We start from the raw sequence: 25,734 nt of genomic DNA on the forward strand, positions 1-25,734 counted from the left end.
TGGAGGACGTCCGCGAAGGCGCAAGAGTGTAGAGACGCCGAACCGCCCCCGCAAGCCGAAAAGGTGTTAAGAAACCCTTTCGTGGCGCGGCTTTCGGAGCATCTTGCGAAGTAGGTTGACAGCTCTCGGGCGAGCCGGCGGACGGTTCGCATGGCGATCGCGGGGTGCGCCATCGGGCGAACTCGGGCAAGATCGCGCGGTTTGCGCGCCGACAACCCGATCCGCCTCCGCGGCGATCGCGTGTCCGCGCCCGTCTTCCTTACCTTGCCAGGGGCTCCAGCAACGATGTCGGCTCTGATCTGCGGTTCGCTCGCCTACGACACCATCATGGTCTTCCCGGACCAGTTCAAGAACCACATCCTGCCCGACAAGGTGCACATCCTGAACGTGTCGTTCCTCGTGCCGCGCATGCGCCGCGAGTTCGGCGGCTGCGCCGGCAACATCGCCTACAACCTCAAGCTGCTCGGCGGCGACCCGATCCCGATGGCGACGGTCGGCCAGGACTTCGCGCCGTACCGCGAGCACTTCGAGGAATGCGGCATCCGCCTGGACCACATCAAGGAACTCGCGGACCTGTTCACGCCACAGGCCTTCATCACGACCGATCACGACAACAACCAGATCACCGCGTTCCACCCGGGCGCGATGATGCGTTCGTACGAGAACCACGTGCGCGACGTGAAGGGCGTGACGTTCGGCATCGTCAGCCCGGACGGCCGCGAAGGCATGCTGCAGAACGCCGCGGAGTTCGTCGAAGGCGGCATCCCCTTCATCTTCGATCCGGGCCAGGCGATGCCGCTGTTCAACGGCGAGGAGCTGCGCGCGTTCATCGACAAGGCCGACTACGTCACCGTCAACGACTACGAGTCGAACCTGCTGCAGGAACGCACGGGCTGGAGCGAGGCCGAGATCGCCGGGCGCGTGAAGGCCTACATCACGACCTGCGGCCCGAAGGGCGCGAAGATCCACGCCGAGGGCAAGACGCTCGACATTCCGCCCGCGCACGAGCGCCGCGTGACCGATCCGACCGGCTGCGGCGACGCGTTCCGCGCGGGCCTCATCTTCGGCATCACCAAGGGCTACGACTGGCTCACGATCGGCCGCATCGGCAACCTCATGGGCGCGCTCAAGGTCGAGCATCCGGGCACGCAGAACCAGCGCTTCGATTACGAAGAGTTCGCCGACCAGTTCCGCCAGCAGTTCGGCTACGCGCTGGACTGATGCGACGCGAGGCGGGCGCCGCGCGCCCGCCTCAGAGCTTGCGCCGCGGCGGCACGAGCAGGTCGCCGAACAACAGGCCGCCGACCAGCGCGGTCAGCAGCGTGACCAGCGTGATGCCGGTGTCGAGGCCGAGCATCACGTCGCGCTCGAACACGAAACTCAGGCTGCGGAAACCCACGCTTCCGGGCACCAGCAGGATGATGCCCGGTTCGCGGATCAGCGCGCCGGGCCTGCTGAAGGCACGCGCGAACACGTTGCTCGTCGCGCCGAGCACGAGCCCGCCGAGGAATACGCCGAATCCCGCGGTCACGTACGCGCCGCCGATGCGCGTGCACAGGTAGCCGAGCACGACTGCGCAGATCACCGTGCCGTAGTGGCGCAACGGGCTGCGGAAGATCACCGCGAACGACACCGCCGCGATCGGCACCGCGAGCCACTCGCTCCATGGCGGCACCGGCACGGTGACGGTGCTCGGCGGCACCAGCCCGACCAGCGTGCACAGCTGCGTCGCCGCGACCGTGCCGAATGCGAGCTTGAGCAGCGCGGCGATCGCGCCGGCCATGCGCGCGGTGCCCGAGATCAGGTGCTGGCTCGACAGCTCGCGCACGGCCGTCGTGAGCGCCATGCCGGGCAGCAGCACGATGAGGCTCGCCATCACCACCGAACGCACCTGGATCGGCATGAGATAGACCGCGACGAGCGTGGCCACGAGCGTCGCGACGAGTGCGCAGATCGCCTCGAACGCGGCCGCGATGTTCGGCCGCTTCTCGGCCGACAGCGCGATGAGGCCGGTCAGCACGCCGATCGCGCCGGCCGTCGCGACACCGGCCCAGTCGGTCAGCAGGATCGTCGCGACCGTGGCCGAGGCGACGCCGTAGGCGCCGACCATCGTCGTGCGCGAAAGCCGCGACGCGGGCTGGCGGCCGATCTGGCGCAGCTGGCGATGCCCTTCGGTGAGGTCGAGGCGGCCGTCGATGACGCGGTCGGCGATCTCGTCGACGATGCACAGGCGCTTGAGATTGACCTCGCCCGGCGACAGGCGCACGACCTGGGTGATCTCGGCGAGATTGGCCTCGCCGTTGGTGCGATCCGAGAACGACATGACGATCGACGTCGGCGTCGACAGCACGTCGCAGGACAGGTCCAGGCGCTCGGCGACAAGGTTGATCGCGGCCTCGAGGCGCGGCGCCGCGGTGCCGTACTCGTGCAGGCGACGCGCGAGTTCGACGACGAACTCGATGCGCGTGGTCAGCGGTGCCCAGGTGGCCATTCGGAATCCGTGTGCATGGAGCGGAGGCGCGCGCGACGCCGCATGCGGCGCGAGGGCATCGCGGGGCGCGATTATCGACGCGTGGACCGCCCACGGCCACCCTCGCGACGCGTCACGGAGCGCCGCATCGCGCCGATCCCGCGCGGCACGATGACGCGCATGGTCCTCCTGCCACGTCGCGGGCGTGTCGAGCCGTGTCCCGCGCAAAACTGCTAGCCTTGCGTGATGGCCGAAGCCGGTACCGCATCGATCGCCCAGGACGGCGCCCGCATCGTCGCGCGTGGCGACTGGACGCTCGACCACATCGACACCCTCGCCGACCTCGCGCGCACGCTCAAGCGTCGCGCCGGTGCGGGCGCGCGCGTCGAAGCCGCGGGCGTGGCGCGCCTCGACACAGCCGGCGCGAGCATGCTGCTCGACCTCGTCGACGGCGAGGAGGCTCGCGTCGAGGCTCTGCCGGCCGGTGCGCGCGGCCTGCTCGCCGCGGTCGCACGTGCACAGGCCGGCCCTGCCGCGACACCTGCCAAGCCAGACCGCGGCTTCGTCGCGGCGGTCGCGCAGATCGGAGCATCGCTCGAGACGTTCTGGCACAACACGACCGCACTGGTCGGCTTCATCGGCCTGATCCTCGCCTCGATCGCGCGCATCGCGCTGGTGCCCACGCGCTGGCGCGTCACCTCGACGTTCTTCCACATCGAGCAGACCGGCTTCAACGCGCTGCCGATCGTCGCGCTGCTGTGCTTCCTGGTTGGCGCGGTGGTCGCATTCCTCGGCGCGACCGTGCTCAAGGAGTTCGGCGCGAGCGTGTTCACGGTCGAACTCGTCGGCTATTCGTTCCTGCGCGAGTTCGGCGTGCTGCTGACCGCGATCATGGTCGCGGGCCGCTCGGGCAGCGCGTTCACGGCGCAGATCGGCTCGATGAAGGCACGCGAGGAAGTCGACGCGATCCGCACGCTCGGCCTGCAGCCCGTCGACGTCCTCGTGATCCCGCGCGTGATCGCGCTGCTCGTCGCGATGCCGATCCTCACCCTGGTCGGCATGCTCGCCGGCATCATCGGCGGCGGCGCCGTGTGCGCGCTCGCGCTCGACATCTCGCCGACGATGTTCATCACGCGCCTGCACGAGACGACCACGGTCACGCACTTCTGGGTCGGCATGAGCAAGGCGCCGATCTTCGCGTTCCTGATCGCCGCGATCGGCTGCCTCGAAGGCTTCAAGGTCTCGGGCAGCGCCGAGTCGGTCGGCACGCACACGACCTCGAGCGTCGTGCAGGCGATCTTCGTGGTGATCCTCGTCGACGCGCTCGCGGCGATCTTCTTCATGGAGATCAACCTGTGACCGCGCACGCACCGCAGCCGGGCGAGCCGGTGATCCGCATCCGCGGCCTGCGCAACCAGTTCGGCGCGCAGGTCGTGCACGACAACCTCGACCTCGACGTGCAGCGCGGCGAGATCATCGGCGTGGTCGGTGGTTCCGGATCGGGCAAGTCGGTGCTGCTGCGCTCGATCATCGGCCTCGGCCGCCCCGCGGCAGGCAGCGTGCAGCTGTTCGGCGAGGAGGTCACTCGCCTGCCCGAGTCCGAACGTGCGCGCCTCGAGCGGCGCTGTGGCGTGCTGTTCCAGAACGGCGCGCTGTTCTCGTCGCTGACCGTCGCCGAGAACATCGGCGTGCCGCTGGTCGAGCACCACGGCCTCGACAAGGCGCTCGTCGCGCGGCTCGCCGCGCTCAAGATCGGCCTCGTCGGCCTGCCGCCCGAAGCCGGCGCGAAGTACCCGTCGCAGCTCTCCGGCGGCATGGTCAAGCGCGCCGCGCTCGCGCGCTCGCTCGCGCTCGACCCGGACATCCTGTTCCTCGACGAGCCGACCGCGGGCCTCGACCCGATCGGCGCGGCCGCGTTCGACCAGCTCATCCTGACGCTGCGCGACAGCCTCGGCCTGACCGTGTTCCTGATCACCCACGACCTCGACACGCTGTACACGATCTGCGACCGCGTCGCGGTGCTCGCGCACAAGCGCATCCTCGTCGCCGATGCACTCGACGTGGTCGAGCAGGCCGACGATCCGTGGGTGCGCGACTACTTCCAGGGGCCGCGAGGCCGCGCCGCGCACGCCGCGGTCGCGCGCAGCCGCCCTGCCCTCCACGACCCTGCGGGAACCTGAGCATGGAAACCCGAGCCCATCACCTCCTCATCGGCGCATTCGCGATCGCCGCGTTCGTCGTCGGCCTCGGCTTCGTGCTGTGGCTGTCCAAGACCAGCGCGGACCGCGAGTTCGGCTGGTACGACGTGGTCTTCACCGAGGCCGTCACCGGCCTCTCGAAAGGCGGCCTCGTGCAGTACAACGGCATCAAGGTCGGCGAAGTGACCCAGCTGAGCCTCGACCCGAAGGATCCGCGCAACGTCATCGCGCGCGTGCGCCTCGATGCGAACACGCCCGTGCGTACCGACACGGTGGCCAAGCTCGGCATGCTCGGCGTCACGGGCCTGGCCTTCATCCAGCTCTCGGGCGGCACGCCTGACAGCCCGCCGCTGCTGCCGACCGACGCGAACCCCGTGCCGGTGATCCGCGCGGAGGAGTCCGCGCTGGCCAAGCTCATGGCCTCGGGCGAGGACATCGTCACGAGCGTCAACGAGGCGCTGGTGCGTGTCGGCCAGTTGCTGTCGAAGGAGAATGTCGCGCACGTGTCGGCGACGCTGCGCCACGTGGACGAGATCGCGAGCACGGTCGCCGAACAGCGCGGCGAGATGGCCCAGGCGCTGCAGCAGCTCGCCGGCGCGAGCGGCGAACTCAAGGCCACGCTGGTCACGCTCAACCAGATGGCGCAGACCACCAACAAGCTCGTCAGCGAGGATGCCCGCGCGGTGCTGCAAGCCGTCGACAAGGCGATCGCGTCGATCGAGCGCGTCGCGAACTCGACCGACGCGCTGCTCGTCGACAACCGCGAAGCACTGACCAGCTTCACCGACCAGGGCCTGCGCCAGGTCGGCCCGACGCTCGTCGAGCTGCGCGAGACGCTGCGTTCGTTCAAGCAGCTCGGCGACCAGCTCGGCAGTTCCAACACCTTGCTGCTCGGTCGCGACCAACCCAGGGAGTTCAAGTCGAAATGATGCGCGCATCCCGCCTCCTCCTCGCGCTCGCGGCCGTCGTGCTGCTCGGCGGCTGCGCCGCGCTGAGCGGCAAGCACGGCTCGTTCACGGTCTATGCCCCACGCCTCGCCGCGCCGGCCGCCGCGGCGAACGCCACGCCGGTCGACTGGCAGCTCGTCGTCGAGACGCCGCGCACGAGCGCCGCACTCGACACGCCGCGCATCACGGTCGCGCCGACAGCGGGCGTGCTCGAGGTCTACCCCGAGGCGCGCTGGCGCGATCCGGTGCCGCAGCTGCTTCGCAGTCTCGTCGTGCAGGCCTTCGACGATTCGCACCGGCTCGGCGGTGTCAGTGGCGGCGACGGTCTCAGTGCGGAATATTCTCTCGCGATCGAGGTACGCGATTTTCAGGCCGAACTCGACGGCGGCGGTGCGCGCGCGGCGATCCGCTTCAACGCGAAGCTCTTCGACCACCGCGCCAACCGCATCGTCGCGACGCGCGCGTTCGAGGCGACGTCGCCGGCCACGTCCAGCGACGTCGCGAGCGTCGTGCCCGCGTTCGAGGCCGCGCTAGGCGAGGTGCTGCCTTCGTTGGTGGAGTGGACGCTTGCGGAAGGCTCGCGTCACCACGGCACGAAAGCCGCGCGCTGATCGATCGGAGCCGTGCGTGCGGCGCGGTCATCCTCGGCGATACCGAATCTGCATCCAGCACATCGAGCTTCAACGGCAGAGCCCCCCTCTCCCCAACCCCTCTCCCGCGAGGGGAGAGGGGCTTGAAGCCGTCGCCTCGGCGGCGGTGCACGGACACGAACGATCGTCGCGCCCCACACGCGAAACGCGAAACCGCACAAGCACGATGACCTGCTCGACTCCCCTCTCCCCTTGCGGGAGAGGGGCTTGAAGCCGTCGCCTCGGCAGCGGCGATACCGAACGTACATCCCGTACATCGAGCTTCGACGCCAGCGCGCCCCTCTCCCCAACCCCTTTCCCGCGAGGGGAGAGGGGATTGAAGCCGTCGCCTCGGCAGCGGCGATACCGAACGTACATCCCGTACATCGAGCTTCGACGCCAGCGCGCCCCTCTCCCCAACCCCTCTCCCGCGAGGGGAGAGGGGCTTGAGGCGGTCGCGTCGGCGACGGTGCACGGAATCGCGAAACTGCGGCGTTGCGGGGGATTGGAGCCGCTTCGACAGCCGCGGACGACACGGACGACAGTCGCGCCTTGCGCTCGAGACGCGATACCTCACGAACACGATGATCCGCTCGACTCCCCTCTCCCCTTGCGGGAGAGGGGCCGGGGGAGAGGGGACGGTTGTCGCGTCGCCCCCCCATGCGTCGGTGACGCGCGAAGACGCACCGCGCAGCGCAGACTCAGCCGTGACCTCGGGCCGCTCGCGCAGCCGCGAGACTATGCTCAGGCCGCGAGGCCGACCGGGTAGTTCGGTGCACTGTCGAGGCGTGCCGCACAGATCTCGGCGAGTTCCAGCAGGCGCAGGTCCGAACCCGGCGCACCGACGAGCTGCAGGCCGACCGGAAGACCGTCGGCAAGGCGTCCCATCGGCAGGCTCACGGCCGGGCAGCCGGCGAGGCTCGCGATGCAGGTGAGGTCGGCGTCGTTGGCGCGCTCGTCCTCGCCGATCGCGTACGGGCCGTGCGGCACGGTCGGCAGCACGAGTACGTCGATCGAGGAGAACAGTTCACGCCCGAAGACCACGGCGCGGTCGAGCTGGCGGTCGGCGCGCGCGTAGTCGACCGCGGACTTGCCGCGCGCGTAATCGACGAAGGCGCGCAGGCGTGGCGACACGCCGTCATCCGGCGCGGCGAGTTCGTCTGCGAGTTCGATCGCGAGCTCGCTCTCCATCACGAGCAGCGCGGCGCGCCGCATGCGGGTGACGTCGAACGACGAGAAATCGGCGTCGACGCGCTCGCCGAGTTCGAGCGCGAGCGCATCGGTGGCGCGCGTGAACACGGCACGCACGTCGTCGCTGACGCCGAGCGCGGCGAGGTCGGGGATGAAGCCGCTGCGCAGGCGGCCCGGCTCCCAGTCCGGCGGTGCGAGCGCGACGCGGCGCCGGCGCGAGCGCGGATCGGCTTGATCGTAGGCGCCGAGCACCTGCAGCACGATCGCGAGGTCCTGCACCGAGCGCGACAGGATGCCGAGGCTGTCGAGGCGGCGAGCTGTAGGCACCACGCCGTGCATCGAGATCTCGCCGAGCGTCGGGCGCAGGCCGAAGATGCCGCAATGACTGGCCGGGATGCGCACCGAACCCAGCGTGTCGGTACCGATCGCGAACGCGCACTGTCCCGCCGCGACCGCCGCGGCGGAACCCGCCGACGAGCCGCCCGCGATGACGTCGTGGCGATGCGGGTTGCGCGTCGCGCCGGTGGCGCTCGCACCGGCCGAACCGAGCATGCCCTCGTCGAGCGAGGTCTTGCCGAGGATCACGGCGCCGGCCGCGCGCAGGCGCGCGGTGACCCAGGCATCCTCGCGTGCCGCATGGGCATGGCGGCCGCGCAGGCCGAGTCCGGTCGGCAGGCCGCCGACGTCGATGTTGTCCTTGATCGCAACCGTGAGGCCGTCGAGGCGACCGATCGCGCCGCCCGCGGCACGCCGCGCATCGCTGGCCTCGGCGGCCGCCTGGGCCTGCGGATCGAGTGCGACGAACGCGTTCAGCATGGCGTTCTCGTGTGCGATGGCCTCCTGGTGCAGCGTGGCGAGGCGCTTCGCGCTGGTGCGCCCGCCGGCCAGCCAGTGCAGCAGCTGGAACGCGCTGGCGCCGCGCAGCCGCTGGTCGGAGAGCTCGTCGTGTGGATCGGCCATCATGGTTCCCTTTCTGCGTATGGGGCGCGCGCTGGTTTGCCGCCCGTGCGGTGAACGCCGACAATAGCGCATTTGCCAGAGCAAGCCGGAGCCAGCGATGAGCGAACGCGACATCATGGAGTACGACGTCATCACGGTCGGCGCGGGGCCGGCGGGGCTGGCGTTCGCGATCCGGCTCAAGCAGCTCAAGCCCGACATCCGCGTCTGCGTGATCGAGAAATCCTCGACGATCGGCGCGCACATCCTGTCCGGCGCGGTCATCGAACCCGAGCCGCTCAACGCGCTGCTGCCCGAATGGGGCGCCAACCCGCCGCCGATCTGCGTGCCGGTGACGCACGACGAATTCCTTTGGCTGCGCGACAAGGAGCGCTTCCTCAAGGCGCCGGTCGTGCCGCCGCAGATGCACAACCACGGCAACTTCATCGTGTCGCTCGGCGCGCTCTGCGCGTGGCTCGCGCCGCAGGCCGAAGCGCTCGGCGTCGACGTGTTCCCGGGCTTCGCGGCCGCCGAACCCGTGTTCGACGAGGCTGGCGCGGTCCGCGGCGTGCGCATCGGCGACATGGGCATCGCGCGCGACGGCACGCACAAGCCGTCGTACACGCAGGGCATCGACATCGTCGCGCCGGTCACCGTGCTCGGTGAGGGCGCGCGCGGCCACCTCAGCAAGCAGCTCGTCGCGAAGTACGCGCTCGACAAGGACTGCGACCCGCAGACCTGGTCGATCGGCATCAAGGAGCTCTGGCAGCTTCCGCCGGGCCGTGTCGAACCGGGCAAGGTCGTGCACACGGTGGGCTGGCCCGCCGACACGAAGACCTACGGCGGCAGTTTCCTCTACCACCTCGACAAGGATCGCGTCGCGATCGGCTACGTGACGGGACTCGACTACCAGGATCCGAAGCTGTCGCCGTTCGAGCTGTTCCAGCAGCTCAAGCATCACCCGGCCATCAAGCCGCTGCTCGAAGGCGGCACGATCCTCTCGTACGGCGCGCGCGCGCTCGCCGCAGGCGGCTGGCAGTCGCTGCCGTGCTGCGAGATGCCGGGCGCGATGCTGATCGGCGACGCCGCGGGCCTGCTCAACGTGCCCAAGATCAAGGGCACGCACCAGGCGATCCGCTCGGGCATGCTCGCGGCCGAACACCTCGCCGAGACCGGCGGCGTCACCGGCTGGGATGCCAAGCTGCGTGCGTCGGCGGTCGGCGCCGAGCTGCGCAAGGTGCGCAACATCAAGCCGGGCTTCCACAAGGGCTTCTGGGCCGGCATGGCGAATGCCGCATGGGAAACCGTCACCGCGGGCCTGTCGCCGTGGACGCTCAAGAACCACGCCGACTGGCAGCAGCTCAAGCGCCTCGACGAGGCCGAGTCGCCGAAGCGCGACTTCGTCGAGCGCACGCTGCCGCCACGCGACCGCCTCGCCAGTGTCTACTTCGCCGCGACCGAGCACGACGAGGACCAGCCCGTGCACCTCAAGGTCGCCGACACCGACATCTGCGTCACGCGCTGCACGGTCGAGTACGGCAATCCCTGCGAGAAGTTCTGCCCGGCCGGCGTCTACGAGATGGTCGAGGACGGCGACGGCAGACGCCTGCAGATCAACGCGGCCAACTGCGTGCACTGCAAGACCTGCGACATCAAGGATCCGTACCAGATCATCACCTGGGTGACGCCGGAAGGCGGCGCCGGCCCGAACTACCAGAACCTGTGATGCGACGCGCGCGCGTCGAGACGGCACCGGGCGCGCGCGCATGCTGACACGCGCCGCGATCGTGCTCGCCTGCGCGCTCGTCGCCGCGCTCGCGTTCGCCCCGGCGCTGCACGCGGGCTTCCATCCCGAGGATTTCGCCTACGTCGCGCTGATGCGCCACCTCGACGCGCCATGGCCACTGGTCGTCGACAACGTGTTCTTCGTCTACTACTACCGCGCGACCGGCCTGCTCGTGTGGTGGCTGTCGGTGCAGGCGTTCGGCACGAGCGCGTTCGCGCACAACGCGCTCGACCTCGCGATCCATGCCGCCAATGCGGCGCTGCTCGCCGCGTTCGTGCTGCGCGCGACCGGGCATCGCGCCGCCGCATTGTGCGGCGGCCTCGCCTTCGCCTGCCTGCCTGCCGCCGCGACGACGGCGATGTGGATGTCCGACCGCTACGACCCGCTCGCGCTGCTGTTCGGAATCGTGGCGCTGATCGCGTTCGAGCGCGCGATCGACGGCTCCCGGCGCGCAGCGGTGGTGGTCGCGGTCAGCCTGCTGCTCGCGATCGCGGCGAAAGAGGTCGCCTACACGATCGCGGGCGTCATGCTCGTGCGCCTCGCCTGGCGCGTGTGGGAGCGACGCGGACTCGATCGCATGCTCGCCATCGCCGTCGTCGCGCCCGCGCTCGCCGCGCTCGCGCTGCGCATGCTGACCGTTCAGTCGCTCGAATCGAGCCTGTCGCAGACCGACCTCGCCGCGAACCTCGTGCGCGGCGTGCTCGCGTGGTGGCAGCGCCTGCCCGCCGCGCTCGCGGGCTTCCAGGCGATGCCGGCGTGGGTAGCAGCGATCCTCTTCGTATTCGGTGTGGCCGCGCTCGCGACGATCGCGGGCGGCCTGCTCGCCCGACGCGGCGACGTCGCGCGCCTCGCACTCGCCGGCAGCGCGCTGCTCGTCGCGCCGTCGCTGCTGCAATGGCCGGTGACCTCGCTCGTGCTGGTCCATGACGGCGCACTCGCGGTGCCCGAGAACCTGCGCTTCTACCACCTCGCCATGACGGGTCTCGCGCTGCTCGTCGCCGCGGCGGCCGTCGCGCTGCGCGAGGTGCCGCGCGCGGTCGCATCGTTCGGTGTCGCCATGGTCGTGCTGTGCGGCGCGGGCTTCGCGGCAACGCACGGCAACGCGACGCGCTGGGCGGATTCACGGCAGGTCGCGAGCGCATCCCATCTCGCGCTCGGCGCGAGGCTCGCGGAACGCAGCTACCCGCCAGGCTGCCGAATCGAGCTCGACGCGCCGCAGCTTGCAGCGGACATTCGCCCGCATATCGACGTTGCGATGAAGGCCGCCGCGCCACGCGGCAGCTCGATCCTCGGCTGCCGCGTCACGGCAGGCACGCGCAGTTACGTCAGCGTGCTCGACGGCCGCCTTTGCAACGCCTTGTCGTGGCCCGCGCTGACGCCGATGCCGAGCCTCGGCACGCACGCGCTGCAGCGCATCGGCAACCTGTGCATGGCGGCATTCGACGATGCCGATGGCGGCTCGGACGACACGGGCCGCATCGTGCTCGACGTCGACGCGCGAGGGAATGTGGTCGAGCCAACCCTGCGACGGTGATCGCCTGACGTTATCAAGGCATGCGCCGGGACCGGATGGGCCAGGGCGCCCGCTCGTTACAGTGCGGCCATGGCCTGCGTGGACGAGGCGCTGCAACGAGCGCGGCGCCGTCTGCGCCATCGACGACGCAAGAGTCCGGCATTGCCACGCTGCAGCCACGCGACATCGCCAACCGCGCATGCCAAGCTGCGCGACCTCCTCCGGACGGATCGCCCCATGCCCACGATCGCCCTCGTCACCGCGCGTGCCGCGCGTGATCTCGACGACGACCTCGCCCCACTGCGCGAGGCTCTGCTCGAACGCGGTGCCGACGTGCACGTCGTCGACTGGGACGACGAAGCGATCGAGTGGGGCTCGTTCGATCTCGCGGTGCTGCGCTCGACCTGGGACTACACCGACCGCCTCGAGACGTTCCTCGCCTGGGTCGCGCGCGCCGCTGCGGCGACACGCCTCGTCAATCCGCCCGGCCTCGTGCGCTGGAGCACCGACAAGCATTACCTGGCCGACCTCGAGGCTGCCGGCATCGCGACCGTGCCGAGCCGCTTCGTGGAGCCGGGCGGCGACGCCGCGACGGCGATCGACGCGTTCCTCGCCGTACACGCGGCAAACGACCTCGTCGTGAAGCCCGCGGTCGGTGCAGGTTCGCGCGACGCGCGACGCCATGCACACGACCGTCGCGACGACGCCGTCGCGCACGCGCAAGGCCTGCTCGATCGTGGCCGCAGCGTGCTGCTGCAGCCTTACCTCGATCGCGTCGACGAGGCCGGCGAGACTGCGCTGATCCACGTCGACGGCACTTTCAGCCACGCGATCCGCAAGGGCCCGCTGCTGCGCACGAACGAGGATGCGACGCGCGCGCTGTTCGCGGCCGAGCACATCACCGCGCGCGAGCCGGGCGAGGACGAGCGCGCGCTCGCGCGGCGCGTGCTCGAGGTGCTGCCGGTCGAAGGTGCGCCGGCCTACGCACGCGTGGACCTCATCCGCGATGCCGACGGCGCGCCGGTCGTGCTCGAACTCGAACTCGTCGAGCCGTCACTGTTCTTCGCGTACGCAGAAGGCAGCGCGCTGCGCTTCGCCGATGCGCTGCTGCGGCGTGCTGGTCACGCCGTGACCGAACAGGGCTGACACCGCGCCACGACGCGGCTGCGCGGCATCGATCCCGGGGTTGTCCACAGCCTTTCCACGGCGCGTGTGGACAACCTCACCAGGCGCGGTACGCGCGCTCGCGGAACCACAGCGTCGCGAGCCACTTGCGGCCTTCGCGCACGGGCAGGCCCGCGTGCAGCGTCGACGGATCGACGCGCCCCGCGGCGTCGACGTTGTCGAACAGCACCACGCGGCCTCGCGCGGGCGCGATGCGCACCGCGAGCAGCGGGAAATCGGTCTCGCCACCTGCGGCGACGTCGGTGAGGTAGGCGAATGCGGTGCGCACGCGCTGCCCCGGTGCGCCCGGCGCGAGTTCGGCGGGATCGCGCAGGTAGTCGCGATGCGGGCGGTACTCCTCGCCGGGTGCATAGCGCAACACGGCAAGCGGCTCGGCATGTCGCAGCGGCTGGCGCGCGAGCCTCGCGAGGCGACGCTGCAGGACGCGCAGCCAGAGATCCTCGTCGTCGACACCGAATGCCATCGAACTCGAGGTGCGGATCGGATGCAGCATCGGCCCGCCCGTGACCGGGTCGTGGACCATCGAGCGCTGCACGTGCGGCGAGGCGAGCACGATCGCGTACTCGCAGTCGAGCGCGGAGAACACACCGTCGAATGTCGCGATGGGCGGCGCCTCATGGCGCGCCACGGCAGGCGTCGACACCGCATCGAGTGCGGTGGCAGGCGGCACGCCGGGCAGCGCGGGAACCATCGGCGACGCGAACGGCGCGGGCCCGTCGACGAACGCACCGGCACGCCGTACGCCGCGCGCGAGCGCGAAGGCATCGAGGCCACGCGCCTGCGCGGGATCGGCGGACAGGCGCGCGAGCAGGAACGCCGACAGCGCGTCGCCGGCCGCCAGCGCCACCGCGAAACACGCACGTGCCGCGTCGAGGTCGCCGGCAGCGAACCAGGCCATGCCCAGGGCGCGCTGCGCCGGGGCGAAACCGCCGCGCGCCGCATCGTGCAGGCGCACGAGAATCGGATCAGGTGCGGCCTCTTCGAGGCCCAGATCGAGCACGGCGAGGCGGTACGAGGCTTCGGCATGGCCGAGCACCGCAGCCGCGTCGAAGCGCGTGCGCGCCGCGACGGCATCGCGGGAGCCTCCGGCAGGCGCGAACGCGGCGAGCATGCCGAGTTCGTTCGCGGCCTCGGCGTGGCCGGCATCGGCGGCATGCGCGAGCCAGCGCAAGGCGTCCGGCATCTCGCGACGCCGCGCGTGCCACTGCGCAAGCTCGAACGCGGCCGCGCCGTCGCCGGCCGTGGCCGCCCGCCTCAGCGTCTCGATCTGCATGCCGCGCCGCCACCCCCTGCCGCCACACGCGGGACCGCCGGCCCGATGCCCGCTGCATCGCCCGGATCCCGTCGCCGCACGTGTGGCGGCCGCTGCGCGCGACGCACGGACTCGCGTCCGCCCTCCCGCATCGCGCGTGGCCACCACACCTCCATTGTGCCCAGTCGGCCGGTCGATTCAAGCCGCTTTACACACGTGCAGGCGACCCGCCCATACGCCCGCGCATCGGGGCTCTGGGCTACAATCCCGGGGCTAAATCCCAGTGTCCGAGGAATCCCACACGATGAAGATCCTGGTCGGTTACAAGCGCGTCGTCGACTACAACGTGCGCATCCAGGTCAAGCCGGACGGCTCCGGCGTGGTCACCGAAGGCGTCAAGCTTTCGGCCAATCCGTTCGACGACATCGCGCTCGAAGAGGCCTTGCGCCTGCGCGAGAAGGGCGTCGCCACCGACGTCGTCGTCGCCACCATCGGCCCGGCCGATGCCCAGGCGCACATTCGCAACGGCCTCGCGATGGGTGCCAACCGCGCGATCCACGTCGTCACGACCGACGCGATCCAGCCGCTGACCGCGGCGCGCGCGCTGCTCAAGCTCATCGAGAAGGAGCAGCCCGACATCGTCATCCTCGGCAAGCAGGCCATCGACGACGACTGCAACCAGACCGGCCAGATGCTCGCCGCCCTGTGGGACCGCCCGCAGGCGACGTTCGCGTCGAAGGTCGAGATCGACGCCGGCAAGGCGCGCGTGACGCGCGAAGTCGACGCCGGCCTCGAGACGATCGAGGTCGACCTGCCGGCCGTGATCACGACCGACCTGCGCCTCAACGAGCCGCGTTTCATCAAGCTGCCCGACATCATGAAGGCCAAGGCCAAGCCGCTGGAGACGATCGCGTTCGCCGACCTCGGCGTCGAATCGGGCGACCACCTGCGCACCACGCACCACGCCGCGCCGGCCAAGCGCAGCCGTGGCGTCATGGTCAAGGACGTCGCCGAACTCGTCGCCGCGCTCAAGGCCAAGGGCCTCGCGTGACCGTCCCGACGCCGCGCCGGCACGCCCGGTGACGGCCCCCGCGGGAACGGCCACGGCCCTCCCGCCACGACTCGAAGGGTTTTGAACATGGCGAAGATCCTCATCGTTGCCGAACACCTCGGCGGCACGCTCAACAGCAGCACCGCGCGCTGCGTCAGCGCCGCGAAGGACATCCAGGGCGAGATCGACGTGCTCGTGCTCGCCGCCGACGCCGGCGCGGTCGCCACGGCCGCAGCCTCGATCGACGGCGTCACGCGCGTGCTGACCGCGACGCGCGCCGAGAACGCGCACGCACTCGCCGCGGTGCTCGCGCCGCAGGTCGCCGCGGCCGCGCGCAACGGCTACACGCACGTGCTCGCGCCGTCGACCACGTTCGGCAAGGACCTGCTGCCGCGCGTCGCCGCGCTGCTCGGCGTGGCCCAGGTCTCGGACATCATGGCCGTCGACTCGGCGTACACGTTCAAGCGCCCGATCTACGCGGGCAACGCGATCGTCACGGTCGAGGCGCCGGCCGACCAGATCCTCGTCGGCACCGTGCGCACGGCTTCGTACGCAGCGGCCGCGAACGGCTCCGCACAGGCTCCGGTCGAGGCACTCACGCTCGACGCGACGCTGCCCTCGCACACGCGCTTCGTCGAGCTCGCGCAGGGCAAGAGCGACCGCCCGGACCTGCAAGGCGCCTCGAAGGTCGTCTCGGGTGGCCGCGCGCTCGGCTCGGCCGAGAAGTTCTCGATCATCTACAGCCTCGCCGACAAGCTCGGCGCGGCGGTCGGCGCCTCGCGCGCGGCGGTCGACGCGGGCTACGCGCCGAACGACCTGCAGGTCGGCCAGACCGGCAAGATCATCGCGCCGGAGCTCTACATCGCGATCGGCATCTCGGGCGCGATCCAGCACCTGACCGGCATCAAGGACGCCGGCACGATCGTCGCGATCAACAAGGACGGCGACGCGCCGATCTTCGAGATCGCCGACATCGGCCTCGTCGGCGACCTGTTCACGATCCTGCCCGAGCTCGAGAACGCGCTCTGAGCGAACCGCCCGGTCCGCCACGCGGACCGGGTGCTTCCCGCGCATCACCGCGGGGAAACCCCAGCTGTACCGCCTCGCGGTGGAGCGGACACTCGACCGCTCCGCCTTGCCGACGAGGCATGCCGATGGCCCTCACGGTTTCCGATGCCCCGGGCGTACGCGCCCTCGCCACGGCCGACACCGGCGCGGCCACTTCCGCCTCCCCGCAGCGCGCCTCGGCGACGGCCTCGTTCTCCGACGGCATCGCCGGTACGCAGGCGCAGCCGTTCGACCGCACTGCGATGGAGATGGCCTACCTCGTCTACCACGAGGACGTCGGGCCGAACGACGTCGCGTTCGACGCCGCCGTCGACCACCTCGAGGCGCGCACGGGCTGGCGCATGCTCGATGCGAACGAGCTTTCGGCGCTCGGCTATTCGTCGCAGGCGATCGACCGCCTTTACCAGCCCGGCGAGCAGTTCCGCGCCGCAGTCTTCGCCGACGGCGACGGCAACTACATGCTCGCGTTCCGCGGCACCGGCGCGGGTGCCGAAACCGAGAACGAGGCGCAGGACTGGCTCACCAACCTCGCCCAGGGTGCCGGCCTGCCGACCACCGAGTACGACCGCATCGTGCCCGACGTGATCGAGGACTTCACCGGCACGCTCGGACGCCGCGACGACGACGGCGGCTGGGCCAACCTCGGCCTGACCGGGCATTCGCAAGGCGGCGGCCTCGCCTCGTTCGGCGCGGCGCTGAGCGGCGTGCCCGCGATCACGTTCGATGCCTCGGGTGTGCACGACGCGACGCTCGCGCGCCACGGCCTCGATGCCGACAGCGTGCGCGAAAGCGCGGCCGACGGGCTCGTGCGCGCCTACACGATCGACGGCGAAGCGCTCGACACGCTGCAGACCACGGGCCCGCTGCCGTCGCTGACCGGCGCGCTGTTCGGCCCGCTCGCGCAGCTCGGCGAACTCGCGCGCAACCGCCTGATCGGCGCGGCGCTGCCCGACGCGCTCGGCCACGAGGTCGCGCTGCAATACCGCGGCGGCGACCTCGCCGACGACGCGATCGCCTACGCGTCCGGCATGCCGGACTGGGCCGCGAGCGCGATCACGATCGGCGTGCGCACGCTGTTCGGCCCGCTCGGCAACGACGTCATGAACGTCGCGGACTCGGCCTACAAGCACCACCAGCAGACCATGCTCGATGCGATGGACCAGAACACGCCGTGGGCACCGCGACCGACGCTTGTCGAAGTGGTCGGCACGGGCGTGGATCGTGTCGACGGCGCGATCGACGCCGTGCAGCACGCGGCCACGCAGGGCGCGCAGTCGCAGGGCCCGGTCGTGCGTGCGATCGTCGCGATCGACAACGCCGCGATCGACGTCGCCCAGGTCGTCGGCGGCGCCTTCGTCGAGGCCGGTGCGACGGTCGCGGAGAACGTGCAGCGCACCGCGCGCAGCGTCGTCGACACCTACCTGCCGATGCTGCGCCCTCTGATGCTGTGACGTCGCGCGGCGCGACAGTCGTGCGACGACACTAGCCCGGGCATGCCGGCAGCGCGGCTTCGAGCGTCGCGCGAAGCCGTGCATCGGGCGGGAAGCGTGTCGAACGTGCGATCGCGTCGGCCTGGCTCGCGGATGCTTCCGCGCATCGCCCCGATCGCGCGAGTACCTGCGCGAGCTTGAGCGTGCGCTGGCCGCGATCCGGGCCTTGCGCGTGCGCATCGTCGGCATTCAGTTCGATCATCGCGCGGTACGCGGCGAGCGCGCCGTCGTCATCGCCTTCGTCGGCGAGCACATCGCCGAGCTGCTCGAACACGTCGACACCGAGCGTGTCGTTGCCGAGCGCGCGCAGCCGCTCGCAGATCGCCTGGGCCTGGCGCAGCAACGGCACGGCGTCCTGCGCACGCCCGTCCGCGTGCAGTACGCGCGCCTTCTGCAGCAGCGCGAGCGCGTGGTTCGGCGAGGTCTCGCCGTAGAGCTGCAGCGACGCACGCTGCGCCTCGTCGGCGAGCCGCGCGGCCTTGTCGTGGTCGCCGGCGCGCGCGAGCGCGGTGGCCAAGTTGCCGGTCGCGAGGATCGTGTACGGATGCAGGTCGCCGATGTGCTCGCGCGCGATCGCGTGGGCTTCGGTGAACATCGCGAGCGCTTCGCCATCCTCGCCTTCGGCGGCGAGGATCGAACCGAGCCCGAGGAGATCCGCGATGCGCCAGCCGCCACCTTCTGGCAACGTGCGCTCGCCTTGCGCGAGCGTGTCGCGCAGGCGACGGATCGCGGCGTCGACATGGCCCGACGCGTACTCGGACATCGCGAGGTTCTGCTGCGTGATGTTCCACAGCGACGCGTGCGCGGGACGCGACGGATCGAGCATCGCGACGGCCTCGCCGAGAAGCTCGCGCGCCTGCTCCTGCTCGCCGTCGAGCGTGATCGCGAGGATGCGGAGCAGGTTCGCGCGCACCTCGGGGGCGACGTCGAGCCCGCGCGAGAGCTCGATCGCACGCCGCAGCGGCGCGCGCGCGCCCTCGTAGTCGCGCATCGACACGAACGCGGTGCCGATCGTGCCGAGCAGCTCCATCATGATGCGCGGCTCGGTCGCGAGCTCGCGCTCGATCTGCGGCGGGGCGAGCGCGAGCACCTCGTTCGCGGCCGGCACGCGACCATGGTGCAGCGCCGGATCGGCCGACTTGAACAGGCCGACCATGAAGCTGCTCACGCGCCGCGCGGTCTCGGCCTCGCGCTCGGCGCGCTGGCGCTCCTGGTCGAGGTTCCACACGAACGCGACCGCCATCGCGACGAGCAGCAGCGACGTCGCGACGGAGGCCAGCGTCGCGATGCGGTGGCGCCGCACGACGCGCGCGACGCGATACGCCCATGCGCCGTTCGACGCGGCGACCGGCCGGTTCGCGAGCAGCGCGCGCAGGTCGGCCGCGAGCGCGTCGACACCCGGGTAGCGCCGCGCCGGATCGTCGTCGGTGGCACGCGCGAGGATCGCCGCGACGTCACCGCGATCGCGGCGCGCCACGCCGTCGCCGAGCAGCGCGGCGAGCAGGCGACCGAGCTGGTAGACGTCCTGGGCGACGCCGGCGGGATCGCCGCGATGCTGCTCGGGGCTCGCGTAGCCGGGTGTCGCCGCGCGCCGCGCGGGATCGTCGCTGGCGTCGTCGAGCGCCGCGGCGATGCCGAAGTCGAGCAGGCGCGGCACGCCGTCGGCATCGACGAGGATGTTCGAAGGCTTGATGTCGCGATGCACGACGAGGCGCGCGTGCGCGTAGCCGACCGCCGCGCAGACCTCGAGCACGAGCGCGATGCGCGCACGTGCATCGAGCCCCCGCGACTCGCACCAGCGGTCGATGCGCTGGCCTTCGACGTGGTCCATCGCGAACCACAGCGTGCCGTCGTCGTTGCGGCCGCCGTCGAGCAGGCGCGCGATGTTCGGATGGCGCAGGCGCGCGAGCAGGCGCCGCTCGCGCTCGAGCAGCACCCCGGCCACGCCCGGATCGGCCTCGGGCGCGATGAGCTTGAGCGCGACCTGTTGCTCGAACGCGCCGTCGGCGCGCTCGGCGAGGTAGACCACGCCGAGGCCGCCCTGCCCGATCAGGCGCACCACGCGGAACGGCCCGACCAGCGTGCCGGCCGCGAGCGCGGGCATGTGCTCGGCGAGCATCGTCGAGACGAGCCGGCTGCGCAGCGCGCCGCCCGGTTCGAACGTCAGCGTGGTCACGGCGCTTCCAGCGTGTGCGCGAGGCGATCGCGCGCCTGCGCCCACAGCCATTGCACGGTGCGTAGCGGGATGTCGACGGCCTCGGCGGTCTCGGGCTCGGTCATGCCGGCGAAGAAGCGGCATTCGACGACGCGCACCATCGCCTCGTTCTCGCCGGCCAGGCGTTCGAGTGCCTGGTCGAGCGCGAGGAAGCGGTTGGCCTCTTCGCCGAGTTCGCGGTCGACCACCTCGAGGTCCATGCGCGTGTGTGCACCGCCGCGCTTGGAGGTCGCGCGTTCGCGCGCGTAGGCGCAGATGACCTGGCGCATGATCTTCGCGGTCAGCGCGAAGAAATGCCGGCGATCCTGCGGCACCGCGTCGCCGGCATCGGCCATGCGCAGGTACCACTCGTTGACGAGGCCGGTCGTGTTGAGCGTCGGCATCGTCGCGCCCTGCGCGAGCTGGCGCCGCGCGAGGCGCTTGATGTCCCCGTAGGTTCGCCGCAGCAGCCGGCTCCACGCGTCGCGCTCGCCGTCGCGCGCCTGGTCGAGCAAGCGGGTGATCTCTTCGGGGGTTTCCAACACCTGTCCGCCTGGCGGCACCGGCGGGCATAGTGATATGAGCTTCCCCCGCGCGTCCACCACGTCGCCGTCGACATGCGCGACACACGCCTCGACCACGCGCGGCGCGACGCGCGCGGTGCCGTCCCTGGCACGCGCGCGCGTGGCGTGCGCCATCCTCACCGCGACGCCGAGCAGGTGCCTGGCAACGCTGCGCCGATACGCAGGTTGTCGAGGAAGAAACCCGCTTCCTGGTAGGCGGGATCGGTACTCAGGCGCCAGCGCAGGCGCACGTCCTGGCCCGCGTAGGCGGCGAGATCGTGCGCGACCTCGACGAACTGGCCCGTCGCGAAACCCGTCGACGTGCCGTTGAAGGCGCCCTGCGACGCCGCGTAGCCGCAGGCGTTGACGGGCGGATCCTGGGTCTGCGCGAAGCTCGACGGATAGCCGCCTTCGGGCGCGATCGGCGTCCACGTCGCACCGTCGTCGGTCGAGATCTCCACAACCACGCCGTCCCACTCCGTCTCGAGCTGGTAGCGCGCCGCGTAGCGCAGCAGCGGCGCGCCGGGCGCGAGCCGCAGCGTCGGCGTGGTGATCGCGGCACAGGTCTCCGACGGATAGGCCGAGCCTGCTGCGCTGCGGTAGGCGAAGCTGCCGTTCGACGCGGCCGCGTTGGTGATCGACCACGGCCACTGCGACGCGAGCGTGGTACGCGTGTCGACGTCATCGACCCAGGTACCGAAGCCGTTGTCGTCGGCACCCGCCGGCGTCGCGCCGACCACGTGCGAGCGCGACACGTTGCCGGCGCCGTCGTGGGCCTCGACCTGATAGTAGACCGGCACGCCGTCGCCGACGTCGGTGTCGGTGAACGTCGCGGTCGTCGTCGTGCCGACGAGTACGGGTGACGTGAACAGCGGCGAGGTGTCGCGCAGCACGCGGTAGCCGACGCTCTCGCCGGGACAGCTCGCCTGCGCGGCCTGCCACGCGAGATCGACCGCGCACACCGGATGACGCGCGTCGGTGACGACGAGCGAGTCCGTCGTGAACGCGAGCGACATCGAACACGCATCGGCCGAGACGACGTCGACGCACGCCTCCGACAGCGGCCCCTCGACGCCGTCGCGTACCGTGCGCATGCGGTAGGCGTACGTGCTGCCGCCCTGGCTGCGCGCATCGGTGACCTCGGCCGTCGCGCTTTGCCCGACGAAGCGGAAGCGCGCGCGATCGGCGGCCGCGCAGGTGCCGTCGGCGCGGTACAGCTGGAGATGGCTCGCACCGCCAACCGCGACGGCGCTCACGCGCACGCCGTCGTCGTCGTTGCCGGCAAGCGCGAGCGTCGCGGGTGCCGCGGCACCGCTCGGATCATCCGCGGCGAAGCCGTCGGCGAACAGGCGGTCGCCGAGCACGCCCATGCGCGCACCGACGACGAGTGCGTAACCCTGGCGATGACTGGTCGGTCGACCGTTGCCGGGCACCGCATGGGCGTCGACGCGCACACTCCAGCGTCCCGCCGCGGGCGTGACCACGCGCACGTGCTCGACCGTGTTGATGCGGTCGGCGGTGGTGCCCGGACGCGACTGGCCGCCGAAGAAATCGTTGCCGCGGAAGGTCTGGCCCGACGGCGACACGACCACGAGGTCGAGGTCGTTGACGAGCGTGGGGCTCGCGCCGAGCGAGGCTTCGGGATCGAACCACGCGAGCGTCACGCGCAGTTCGGCACCCGCGGCGATATCGAGGTCGAAGGCGTCGACATCGCCGGTCTCCAGGCCGGCGCCGTTCTCGCGCATCCAGTGCCGCATGCCGCGTGCGTCGCCTTCGAAGTAGGCGCTGTTGTCGAGCCAGAGGCGGCCCCAGCCGACGTTGTGGCTGGGCCAGTTGGTCGAGATCGGTGCGGTGCCGTTGAGCAGCGCGGCCTTGAGCAGCACACCCGGCGCTTCGAAGCGCTCGCCCGGCGTCGCGCGTCCGCGCGGATACCAGCCGTCGCTGAAGTACTGCCGCAGCAGGGCCGCGCCGCCGGACACCGTCGGCGTGGCCATCGAGGTGCCGCTGAGCGCCTGCAGCAGCGGCGGCTGCACCGTGGCACCGTTGTCGCCGTTGCCGAGGGCCGAGCGGATCATCTCGCCGGGCGCCATGATGTCGGGCTTGCGGCGGCCGTCCTCGGTCGGTCCGCGACTCGAGAACGACGACGTCGTGGAAAGGTTGCCGTGGCGCGTCGAGCCGACCGTGAGCACGTTCTTCGCGTTGCCGGGCGAACCCGTCGTGGTCGGTCCCGAACCGGAGTTGCCGGCGGCGACGACCGTGAGCATGTCTTCGCCGAGCCATGCCGCCGCGTCGGCACGCTGGTCGTGGCCGATGTAGAAGCCCGTGCTGTTGGTGCCCCAGCTGTTGCTGTGGATGCCGGCGCCGCCGGCATACGCCTGCGCGAGCGTCGCGCCGTAGTCGGTGATGCTGAGGCAGCCGGACGTGTCGTCGCCGAGGTCCTGGAACAGGATCTGCGCGCCGGGCGCCATGCCGTCGCCGTCGTCGTGGCGCACGACGCCGGGCGACGCGAACGGCGGCGCGTCACCGGCGACGGTGCCACTGACATGCGTGCCGTGATAGCGGATGAATCCGCCACAGAACGCGTTGTTGTCGTACGCGGTCGCGCCGGGCTGGACCCAGTAGGCGTAGACCTTGCGGTCCGGATACGTGGCGCCGATGGCGGGCGGGACCGGCGCGGGGTCGTCGGCGTCGGTGACCGCGACATTCGCACCGCTGCCGACATCGAGCCCGCTGAACGAGGCCTCGTTGCGGTCGAGGCCCGAGTCGGCGATCGCGACGATCTGGCCGTGTCCGGTCAGGCCGCGGCGCCACCACGTCGCGCGCGCGGGATCGAGTGCGCCGCAGTTGCCGTCCGTGTCGGGCGACGCGCACGAGGCCTGGTTGGACTGGATCGGCCCTGCGGAGTCGAGGTTGCCGAGGGTCGGGGCGAGATAGGGCTCGATCCAGGCAATGCCGTCGACGCCCGAGGCCGCGACGAGCAGCGCGCGCAGGTCTGCGGCGTGCACCGCGACGCGGAACGACGGCAGGTCGAGTGCGGTGGCACGCGCGAGCACGCCGGCGCGTACGCCCGTCGCGCGCAGCGCGTCGACGAGCCGCTCGAGCGGTTCGCCGCGGAAACCGTGGATCTCCAGTTCGACGTCGGCCGACGGCGCGTGGCGCGCGGCGACGCTGCCGTCGAGCAGGCCGCGCGCGAGCTTGAAGCCCGCATCGTAGGCACCGCTCCAGCGCACCGCGGCGTCGGCACCGACGCGCGCGAGCGCGCCGGCATCGGCACGCACCTGGAAAGCATGGTTGGGCAGGTGGCCGACGATCGCCGCTCCAGCCTTCGCGATCGCGGCGCGGGCCTCGGCTTCGCGTCCCGGAGCGAACTGCACGATGCCGTAGCGCGCATCGGCGCGCACGGCGACCGGCGCACCGGTGAAGCGCAGGCGTTCGTGCAACGGATCGAACGCACCCGACTGCAGCAGCAGCAGGCCCGGCTGCTCACGCAGCGCGGCGACCGCATCGGGCGCGACGGCGTGGAAGGCGACATCGGAAGGCAACGGCGCCGCATGCACGCCGGCCGTGGCCAGGAGCACGGCCGCGGCGAGCGGACGCAGGACGAGGAAACGGGATTTCACGGGCATCGACTCCCGGCCGGACGCTGCCGGCCATGCGCTAGGGGAAGCGCGCGCCGCAGCGGGGCGCGCGGCGTGATCACGGTCCCGACGACGGGTCGGCGAGGTTCACGATCATGAGCAGCGACGCATCCGGCGCACCGGGCACGTTCTCGAGGTTGGTCGGCTCGGGGAACAGGCCGCAGTTCTCGGCATCGAACGAGACATAGGTCGGCGCGGTCTGGATGGCCTGGTTGAACCCGGGCCAGAACTCGCGGTTGAAGTCCGGCTTGACGATCTCGACGACCAGATCCTGCGTCGACGCGTCCGGGATCGTGCCGGTGACCGGGATGTTGAGCACGCGGCCCGAAGCCTCCTGGTTGACCGTGATCGTGTGCGAGCCGACCTGCACGAGGTTGGCGTAGGTGAACTCGGCGCCTTCCGCGATGCGGTAGAGGCGCACGTGGATCGGCACGCTGCTGTACGCGCGCATGACGCCGATGTCGACCGAGGCGACGTCGAGCCGGCCGTTGCGGCCGAAGTCGCCGTCGAGATCGAATCGGCGCAGCCAGCGCGTCTGCGTGATGCAGGCGACGCTGAGGCCGGAGGTGATGGTCTCGGTGTCGAGGTTCTGCGTCAGTGCGTTCGACAGGTCGCGCTCGAAGCCGGCCGAGAACAGCGGCACCGACTTGAGCGGGCAGTTCGCCGTACCGTCGAGTTCCACGGTATCGAGCGCGATCATGTTGCCCTTGCCGCCGCCGGCGAACGCCGAGTCGATGTCCATCGCTTCGGGCACGTGGTAGTGGAACGCGATGCGCCCGGTGCCCGACGCGGGCAGGTCGCCGATGGTGAAGCGGCGCCAGCCGCCGTACGGATAACCGAGCAGACCCGTCGCGTCGTCCTCGGTGCCCAGATCGGGATTGATGCTCAGCAAGGTGGTCGTGAAACCGCCGACGTCGTTGGGACCTTCGCCGACGTCGGTGCAGTCACCGCTGTCGTCCATGCACAGCCGCACGATCATGCGGTCCGCCCGCGCGCCCCAGATCGGCGCGAAATCGTAGAAGCCCTTGCGCGTCCAGAAGCCCAGGGTCGCGCCGGGTGCGAACGTGATCGGCGGCGTGATGAGCCAGTTGCTGAGCACGCCGGTCGCCGGGCCGGTAGGTGGCGGCGTCAGGATCGAATGCGAGTAGAGGCTCGCGAACACGACCGAATGCGGCGTGCCGGCGTGCGCGTTGAACAGCAGCCCCTCGACGTTCGAATCGAGGTATTCGATCTTCTGCTCCCAGCGGAAGCCCTTGCCGGGCGTCATGAGATGATCCCAGTCCTGCGGTTCGGTGCTCGTGTTCGCGCGCAGCCAGCCACCGTCGGTGAACAGCGATTCGGCGTGCTCGAAACCTTCGACGCATTCGCTGGACGTGGTGCCGGTTGGCATCTCGACGAGCGTCGGTGCGCGGCCCGCGAAGGGCGATGACGTGGCGCCGGCGACGGCCGTGGTGGCGCAGGACAAGACCGCCAGGAGGGCGGTACGCCGGTAGGTCAACCTGCTCATGCTGTTCCCCGATGTGTGCGTGCCACGGCAGTCCGCGCTGCCGCGTGCGTTCGTCGATGTCCCCGTGCGTCCCCGAACTCCGTGCGGATCGACCTCGTACAGAAGCAATAGACGGA

18 protein-coding genes are annotated in these 25,734 nt (G+C 71.0%); 11 read left to right on the forward strand and 7 right to left on the reverse strand.

Annotation, left to right across the window (positions count from 1 at the left end; all coding sequences use genetic code 11):
• Nucleotides 1-285: 285 nt before the first annotated feature.
• Nucleotides 286-1,221, forward strand: a complete 936-nt coding sequence (locus tag ACQQ2N_RS01410; RefSeq protein ID WP_440223884.1) for a carbohydrate kinase family protein — start codon at nucleotides 286-288, stop codon at nucleotides 1,219-1,221.
• A 31-nt stretch (nucleotides 1,222-1,252) separates the two neighbouring features.
• On the opposite strand, the gene ACQQ2N_RS01415 is transcribed toward ACQQ2N_RS01410, so the two are convergent.
• A complete protein-coding gene (locus tag ACQQ2N_RS01415) occupies nucleotides 1,253-2,491 on the reverse strand; it encodes a threonine/serine ThrE exporter family protein (RefSeq protein ID WP_440223885.1) in 1,239 nt (412 codons plus the stop codon).
• 225 nt (nucleotides 2,492-2,716) lie between these two features.
• On the opposite strand from ACQQ2N_RS01415, the gene ACQQ2N_RS01420 reads away from it, so the two are divergent.
• From ACQQ2N_RS01420 to ACQQ2N_RS01435, 4 genes are read left to right on the forward strand one after another with little or no spacing between them, the layout of a single operon-like run.
• Complete coding sequence (locus ACQQ2N_RS01420; protein WP_440223886.1) at nucleotides 2,717-3,829, forward strand: MlaE family lipid ABC transporter permease subunit; 1,113 nt, start codon at nucleotides 2,717-2,719, stop codon at nucleotides 3,827-3,829.
• Nucleotides 3,826-4,650: an ABC transporter ATP-binding protein gene (locus ACQQ2N_RS01425; RefSeq protein ID WP_440223887.1), complete on the forward strand. Its 825-nt coding sequence runs from the start codon at nucleotides 3,826-3,828 to the stop codon at nucleotides 4,648-4,650. Before ACQQ2N_RS01420 ends, ACQQ2N_RS01425 begins: the two co-directional genes overlap by 4 nt.
• A gap of 2 nt (nucleotides 4,651-4,652) precedes the next feature.
• Complete coding sequence (locus tag ACQQ2N_RS01430; RefSeq protein WP_440223888.1) at nucleotides 4,653-5,597, forward strand: MlaD family protein; 945 nt, start codon at nucleotides 4,653-4,655, stop codon at nucleotides 5,595-5,597.
• Nucleotides 5,594-6,226 carry an ABC-type transport auxiliary lipoprotein family protein gene (locus ACQQ2N_RS01435; RefSeq protein WP_440223889.1) on the forward strand — a complete coding sequence of 211 codons (633 nt, stop codon included), beginning with the start codon at nucleotides 5,594-5,596 and terminating at the stop codon, nucleotides 6,224-6,226. The genes ACQQ2N_RS01430 and ACQQ2N_RS01435 overlap by 4 nt, the downstream gene beginning before the upstream one ends.
• Before the next feature lie 762 nt (nucleotides 6,227-6,988).
• Here ACQQ2N_RS01435 and ACQQ2N_RS01440 read toward each other — a convergent pair.
• Nucleotides 6,989-8,395: an amidase gene (locus ACQQ2N_RS01440; RefSeq protein ID WP_440223890.1), complete on the reverse strand. Its 1,407-nt coding sequence runs from the start codon at nucleotides 8,393-8,395 to the stop codon at nucleotides 6,989-6,991.
• A 97-nt stretch (nucleotides 8,396-8,492) separates the two neighbouring features.
• On the opposite strand from ACQQ2N_RS01440, the gene ACQQ2N_RS01445 reads away from it, so the two are divergent.
• From ACQQ2N_RS01445 to ACQQ2N_RS01455, 3 genes are all read left to right on the forward strand, one after another.
• Entirely contained in the window at nucleotides 8,493-10,097 is a 1,605-nt protein-coding gene (locus ACQQ2N_RS01445) for a 4Fe-4S dicluster domain-containing protein (protein ID WP_440223891.1), read from the forward strand.
• Nucleotides 10,098-10,137: 40 nt separating this feature from the next.
• On the forward strand, nucleotides 10,138-11,691 hold the full coding sequence (locus ACQQ2N_RS01450) for a hypothetical protein (protein WP_440223892.1): 1,554 nt from the start codon (nucleotides 10,138-10,140) through the stop codon (nucleotides 11,689-11,691).
• A 216-nt stretch (nucleotides 11,692-11,907) separates the two neighbouring features.
• On the forward strand, nucleotides 11,908-12,816 hold the full coding sequence (locus ACQQ2N_RS01455) for an ATP-grasp domain-containing protein (RefSeq protein ID WP_440223893.1): 909 nt from the start codon (nucleotides 11,908-11,910) through the stop codon (nucleotides 12,814-12,816).
• 76 nt (nucleotides 12,817-12,892) lie between these two features.
• On the opposite strand, the gene ACQQ2N_RS01460 is transcribed toward ACQQ2N_RS01455, so the two are convergent.
• The gene (locus ACQQ2N_RS01460; RefSeq protein WP_440223894.1) at nucleotides 12,893-14,128 is read right to left on the reverse strand and encodes a 2OG-Fe(II) oxygenase; all 1,236 of its coding nucleotides are present in this window, start codon (nucleotides 14,126-14,128) and stop codon (nucleotides 12,893-12,895) included.
• A gap of 283 nt (nucleotides 14,129-14,411) precedes the next feature.
• Between ACQQ2N_RS01460 and ACQQ2N_RS01465 the strand changes: the two genes are divergently transcribed.
• The 3 genes from ACQQ2N_RS01465 (at nucleotide 14,412) to ACQQ2N_RS01475 (ending at nucleotide 17,677) form a co-directional block, all read left to right on the forward strand.
• On the forward strand, nucleotides 14,412-15,158 hold the full coding sequence (locus ACQQ2N_RS01465; protein ID WP_440223895.1) for an electron transfer flavoprotein subunit beta/FixA family protein: 747 nt from the start codon (nucleotides 14,412-14,414) through the stop codon (nucleotides 15,156-15,158).
• An 87-nt stretch (nucleotides 15,159-15,245) separates the two neighbouring features.
• Nucleotides 15,246-16,187 carry an electron transfer flavoprotein subunit alpha/FixB family protein gene (locus tag ACQQ2N_RS01470; protein WP_440223896.1) on the forward strand — a complete coding sequence of 314 codons (942 nt, stop codon included), beginning with the start codon at nucleotides 15,246-15,248 and terminating at the stop codon, nucleotides 16,185-16,187.
• Nucleotides 16,188-16,312: 125 nt separating this feature from the next.
• Nucleotides 16,313-17,677: a hypothetical protein gene (locus ACQQ2N_RS01475; protein WP_440223897.1), complete on the forward strand. Its 1,365-nt coding sequence runs from the start codon at nucleotides 16,313-16,315 to the stop codon at nucleotides 17,675-17,677.
• A 31-nt stretch (nucleotides 17,678-17,708) separates the two neighbouring features.
• Here ACQQ2N_RS01475 and ACQQ2N_RS01480 read toward each other — a convergent pair whose 3' ends face one another.
• The 4 genes from ACQQ2N_RS01480 to ACQQ2N_RS01495 form a co-directional block, all read right to left on the reverse strand.
• Entirely contained in the window at nucleotides 17,709-19,892 is a 2,184-nt protein-coding gene (locus ACQQ2N_RS01480; protein WP_440223898.1) for a protein kinase domain-containing protein, read from the reverse strand.
• Nucleotides 19,889-20,608, reverse strand: coding sequence for an ECF-type sigma factor (locus tag ACQQ2N_RS01485; RefSeq protein WP_440223899.1), 720 nt, complete (start codon nucleotides 20,606-20,608; stop codon nucleotides 19,889-19,891). Before ACQQ2N_RS01485 ends, ACQQ2N_RS01480 begins: the two co-directional genes overlap by 4 nt.
• A gap of 2 nt (nucleotides 20,609-20,610) precedes the next feature.
• Complete coding sequence (locus ACQQ2N_RS01490) at nucleotides 20,611-24,093, reverse strand: S8 family serine peptidase (RefSeq protein WP_440223900.1); 3,483 nt, start codon at nucleotides 24,091-24,093, stop codon at nucleotides 20,611-20,613.
• Nucleotides 24,094-24,169: 76 nt separating this feature from the next.
• Nucleotides 24,170-25,618, reverse strand: coding sequence for a choice-of-anchor J domain-containing protein (locus tag ACQQ2N_RS01495; RefSeq protein WP_440223901.1), 1,449 nt, complete (start codon nucleotides 25,616-25,618; stop codon nucleotides 24,170-24,172).
• Between the last annotated feature and the right edge of the window lie 116 nt (nucleotides 25,619-25,734).

The organism is Dokdonella aquatica (assembly GCF_051987395.1).
GTDB lineage: Bacteria > Pseudomonadota > Gammaproteobacteria > Xanthomonadales > Rhodanobacteraceae > Dokdonella.

What these genes read in the sequence shown, in the direction of transcription:
- ACQQ2N_RS01410 (WP_440223884.1), top strand. Translation starts at nt 286, where the DNA reads ATGTCGGCTCTGATCTGCGGTTCGCTCGCCTACGACACCATCATGGTC.
- ACQQ2N_RS01415 (WP_440223885.1), bottom strand. Translation starts at nt 2,491, where the DNA reads ATGGCCACCTGGGCACCGCTGACCACGCGCATCGAGTTCGTCGTCGAA.
- ACQQ2N_RS01420 (WP_440223886.1), top strand. Translation starts at nt 2,717, where the DNA reads ATGGCCGAAGCCGGTACCGCATCGATCGCCCAGGACGGCGCCCGCATC.
- ACQQ2N_RS01430 (WP_440223888.1), top strand. Translation starts at nt 4,653, where the DNA reads ATGGAAACCCGAGCCCATCACCTCCTCATCGGCGCATTCGCGATCGCC.
- ACQQ2N_RS01435 (WP_440223889.1), top strand. Translation starts at nt 5,594, where the DNA reads ATGATGCGCGCATCCCGCCTCCTCCTCGCGCTCGCGGCCGTCGTGCTG.
- ACQQ2N_RS01440 (WP_440223890.1), bottom strand. Translation starts at nt 8,395, where the DNA reads ATGGCCGATCCACACGACGAGCTCTCCGACCAGCGGCTGCGCGGCGCC.
- ACQQ2N_RS01445 (WP_440223891.1), top strand. Translation starts at nt 8,493, where the DNA reads ATGAGCGAACGCGACATCATGGAGTACGACGTCATCACGGTCGGCGCG.
- ACQQ2N_RS01450 (WP_440223892.1), top strand. Translation starts at nt 10,138, where the DNA reads ATGCTGACACGCGCCGCGATCGTGCTCGCCTGCGCGCTCGTCGCCGCG.
- ACQQ2N_RS01455 (WP_440223893.1), top strand. Translation starts at nt 11,908, where the DNA reads ATGCCCACGATCGCCCTCGTCACCGCGCGTGCCGCGCGTGATCTCGAC.
- ACQQ2N_RS01460 (WP_440223894.1), bottom strand. Translation starts at nt 14,128, where the DNA reads ATGCAGATCGAGACGCTGAGGCGGGCGGCCACGGCCGGCGACGGCGCG.
- ACQQ2N_RS01465 (WP_440223895.1), top strand. Translation starts at nt 14,412, where the DNA reads ATGAAGATCCTGGTCGGTTACAAGCGCGTCGTCGACTACAACGTGCGC.
- ACQQ2N_RS01470 (WP_440223896.1), top strand. Translation starts at nt 15,246, where the DNA reads ATGGCGAAGATCCTCATCGTTGCCGAACACCTCGGCGGCACGCTCAAC.
- ACQQ2N_RS01475 (WP_440223897.1), top strand. Translation starts at nt 16,313, where the DNA reads ATGGCCCTCACGGTTTCCGATGCCCCGGGCGTACGCGCCCTCGCCACG.
- ACQQ2N_RS01485 (WP_440223899.1), bottom strand. Translation starts at nt 20,608, where the DNA reads ATGGCGCACGCCACGCGCGCGCGTGCCAGGGACGGCACCGCGCGCGTC.
- ACQQ2N_RS01495 (WP_440223901.1), bottom strand. Translation starts at nt 25,618, where the DNA reads ATGAGCAGGTTGACCTACCGGCGTACCGCCCTCCTGGCGGTCTTGTCC.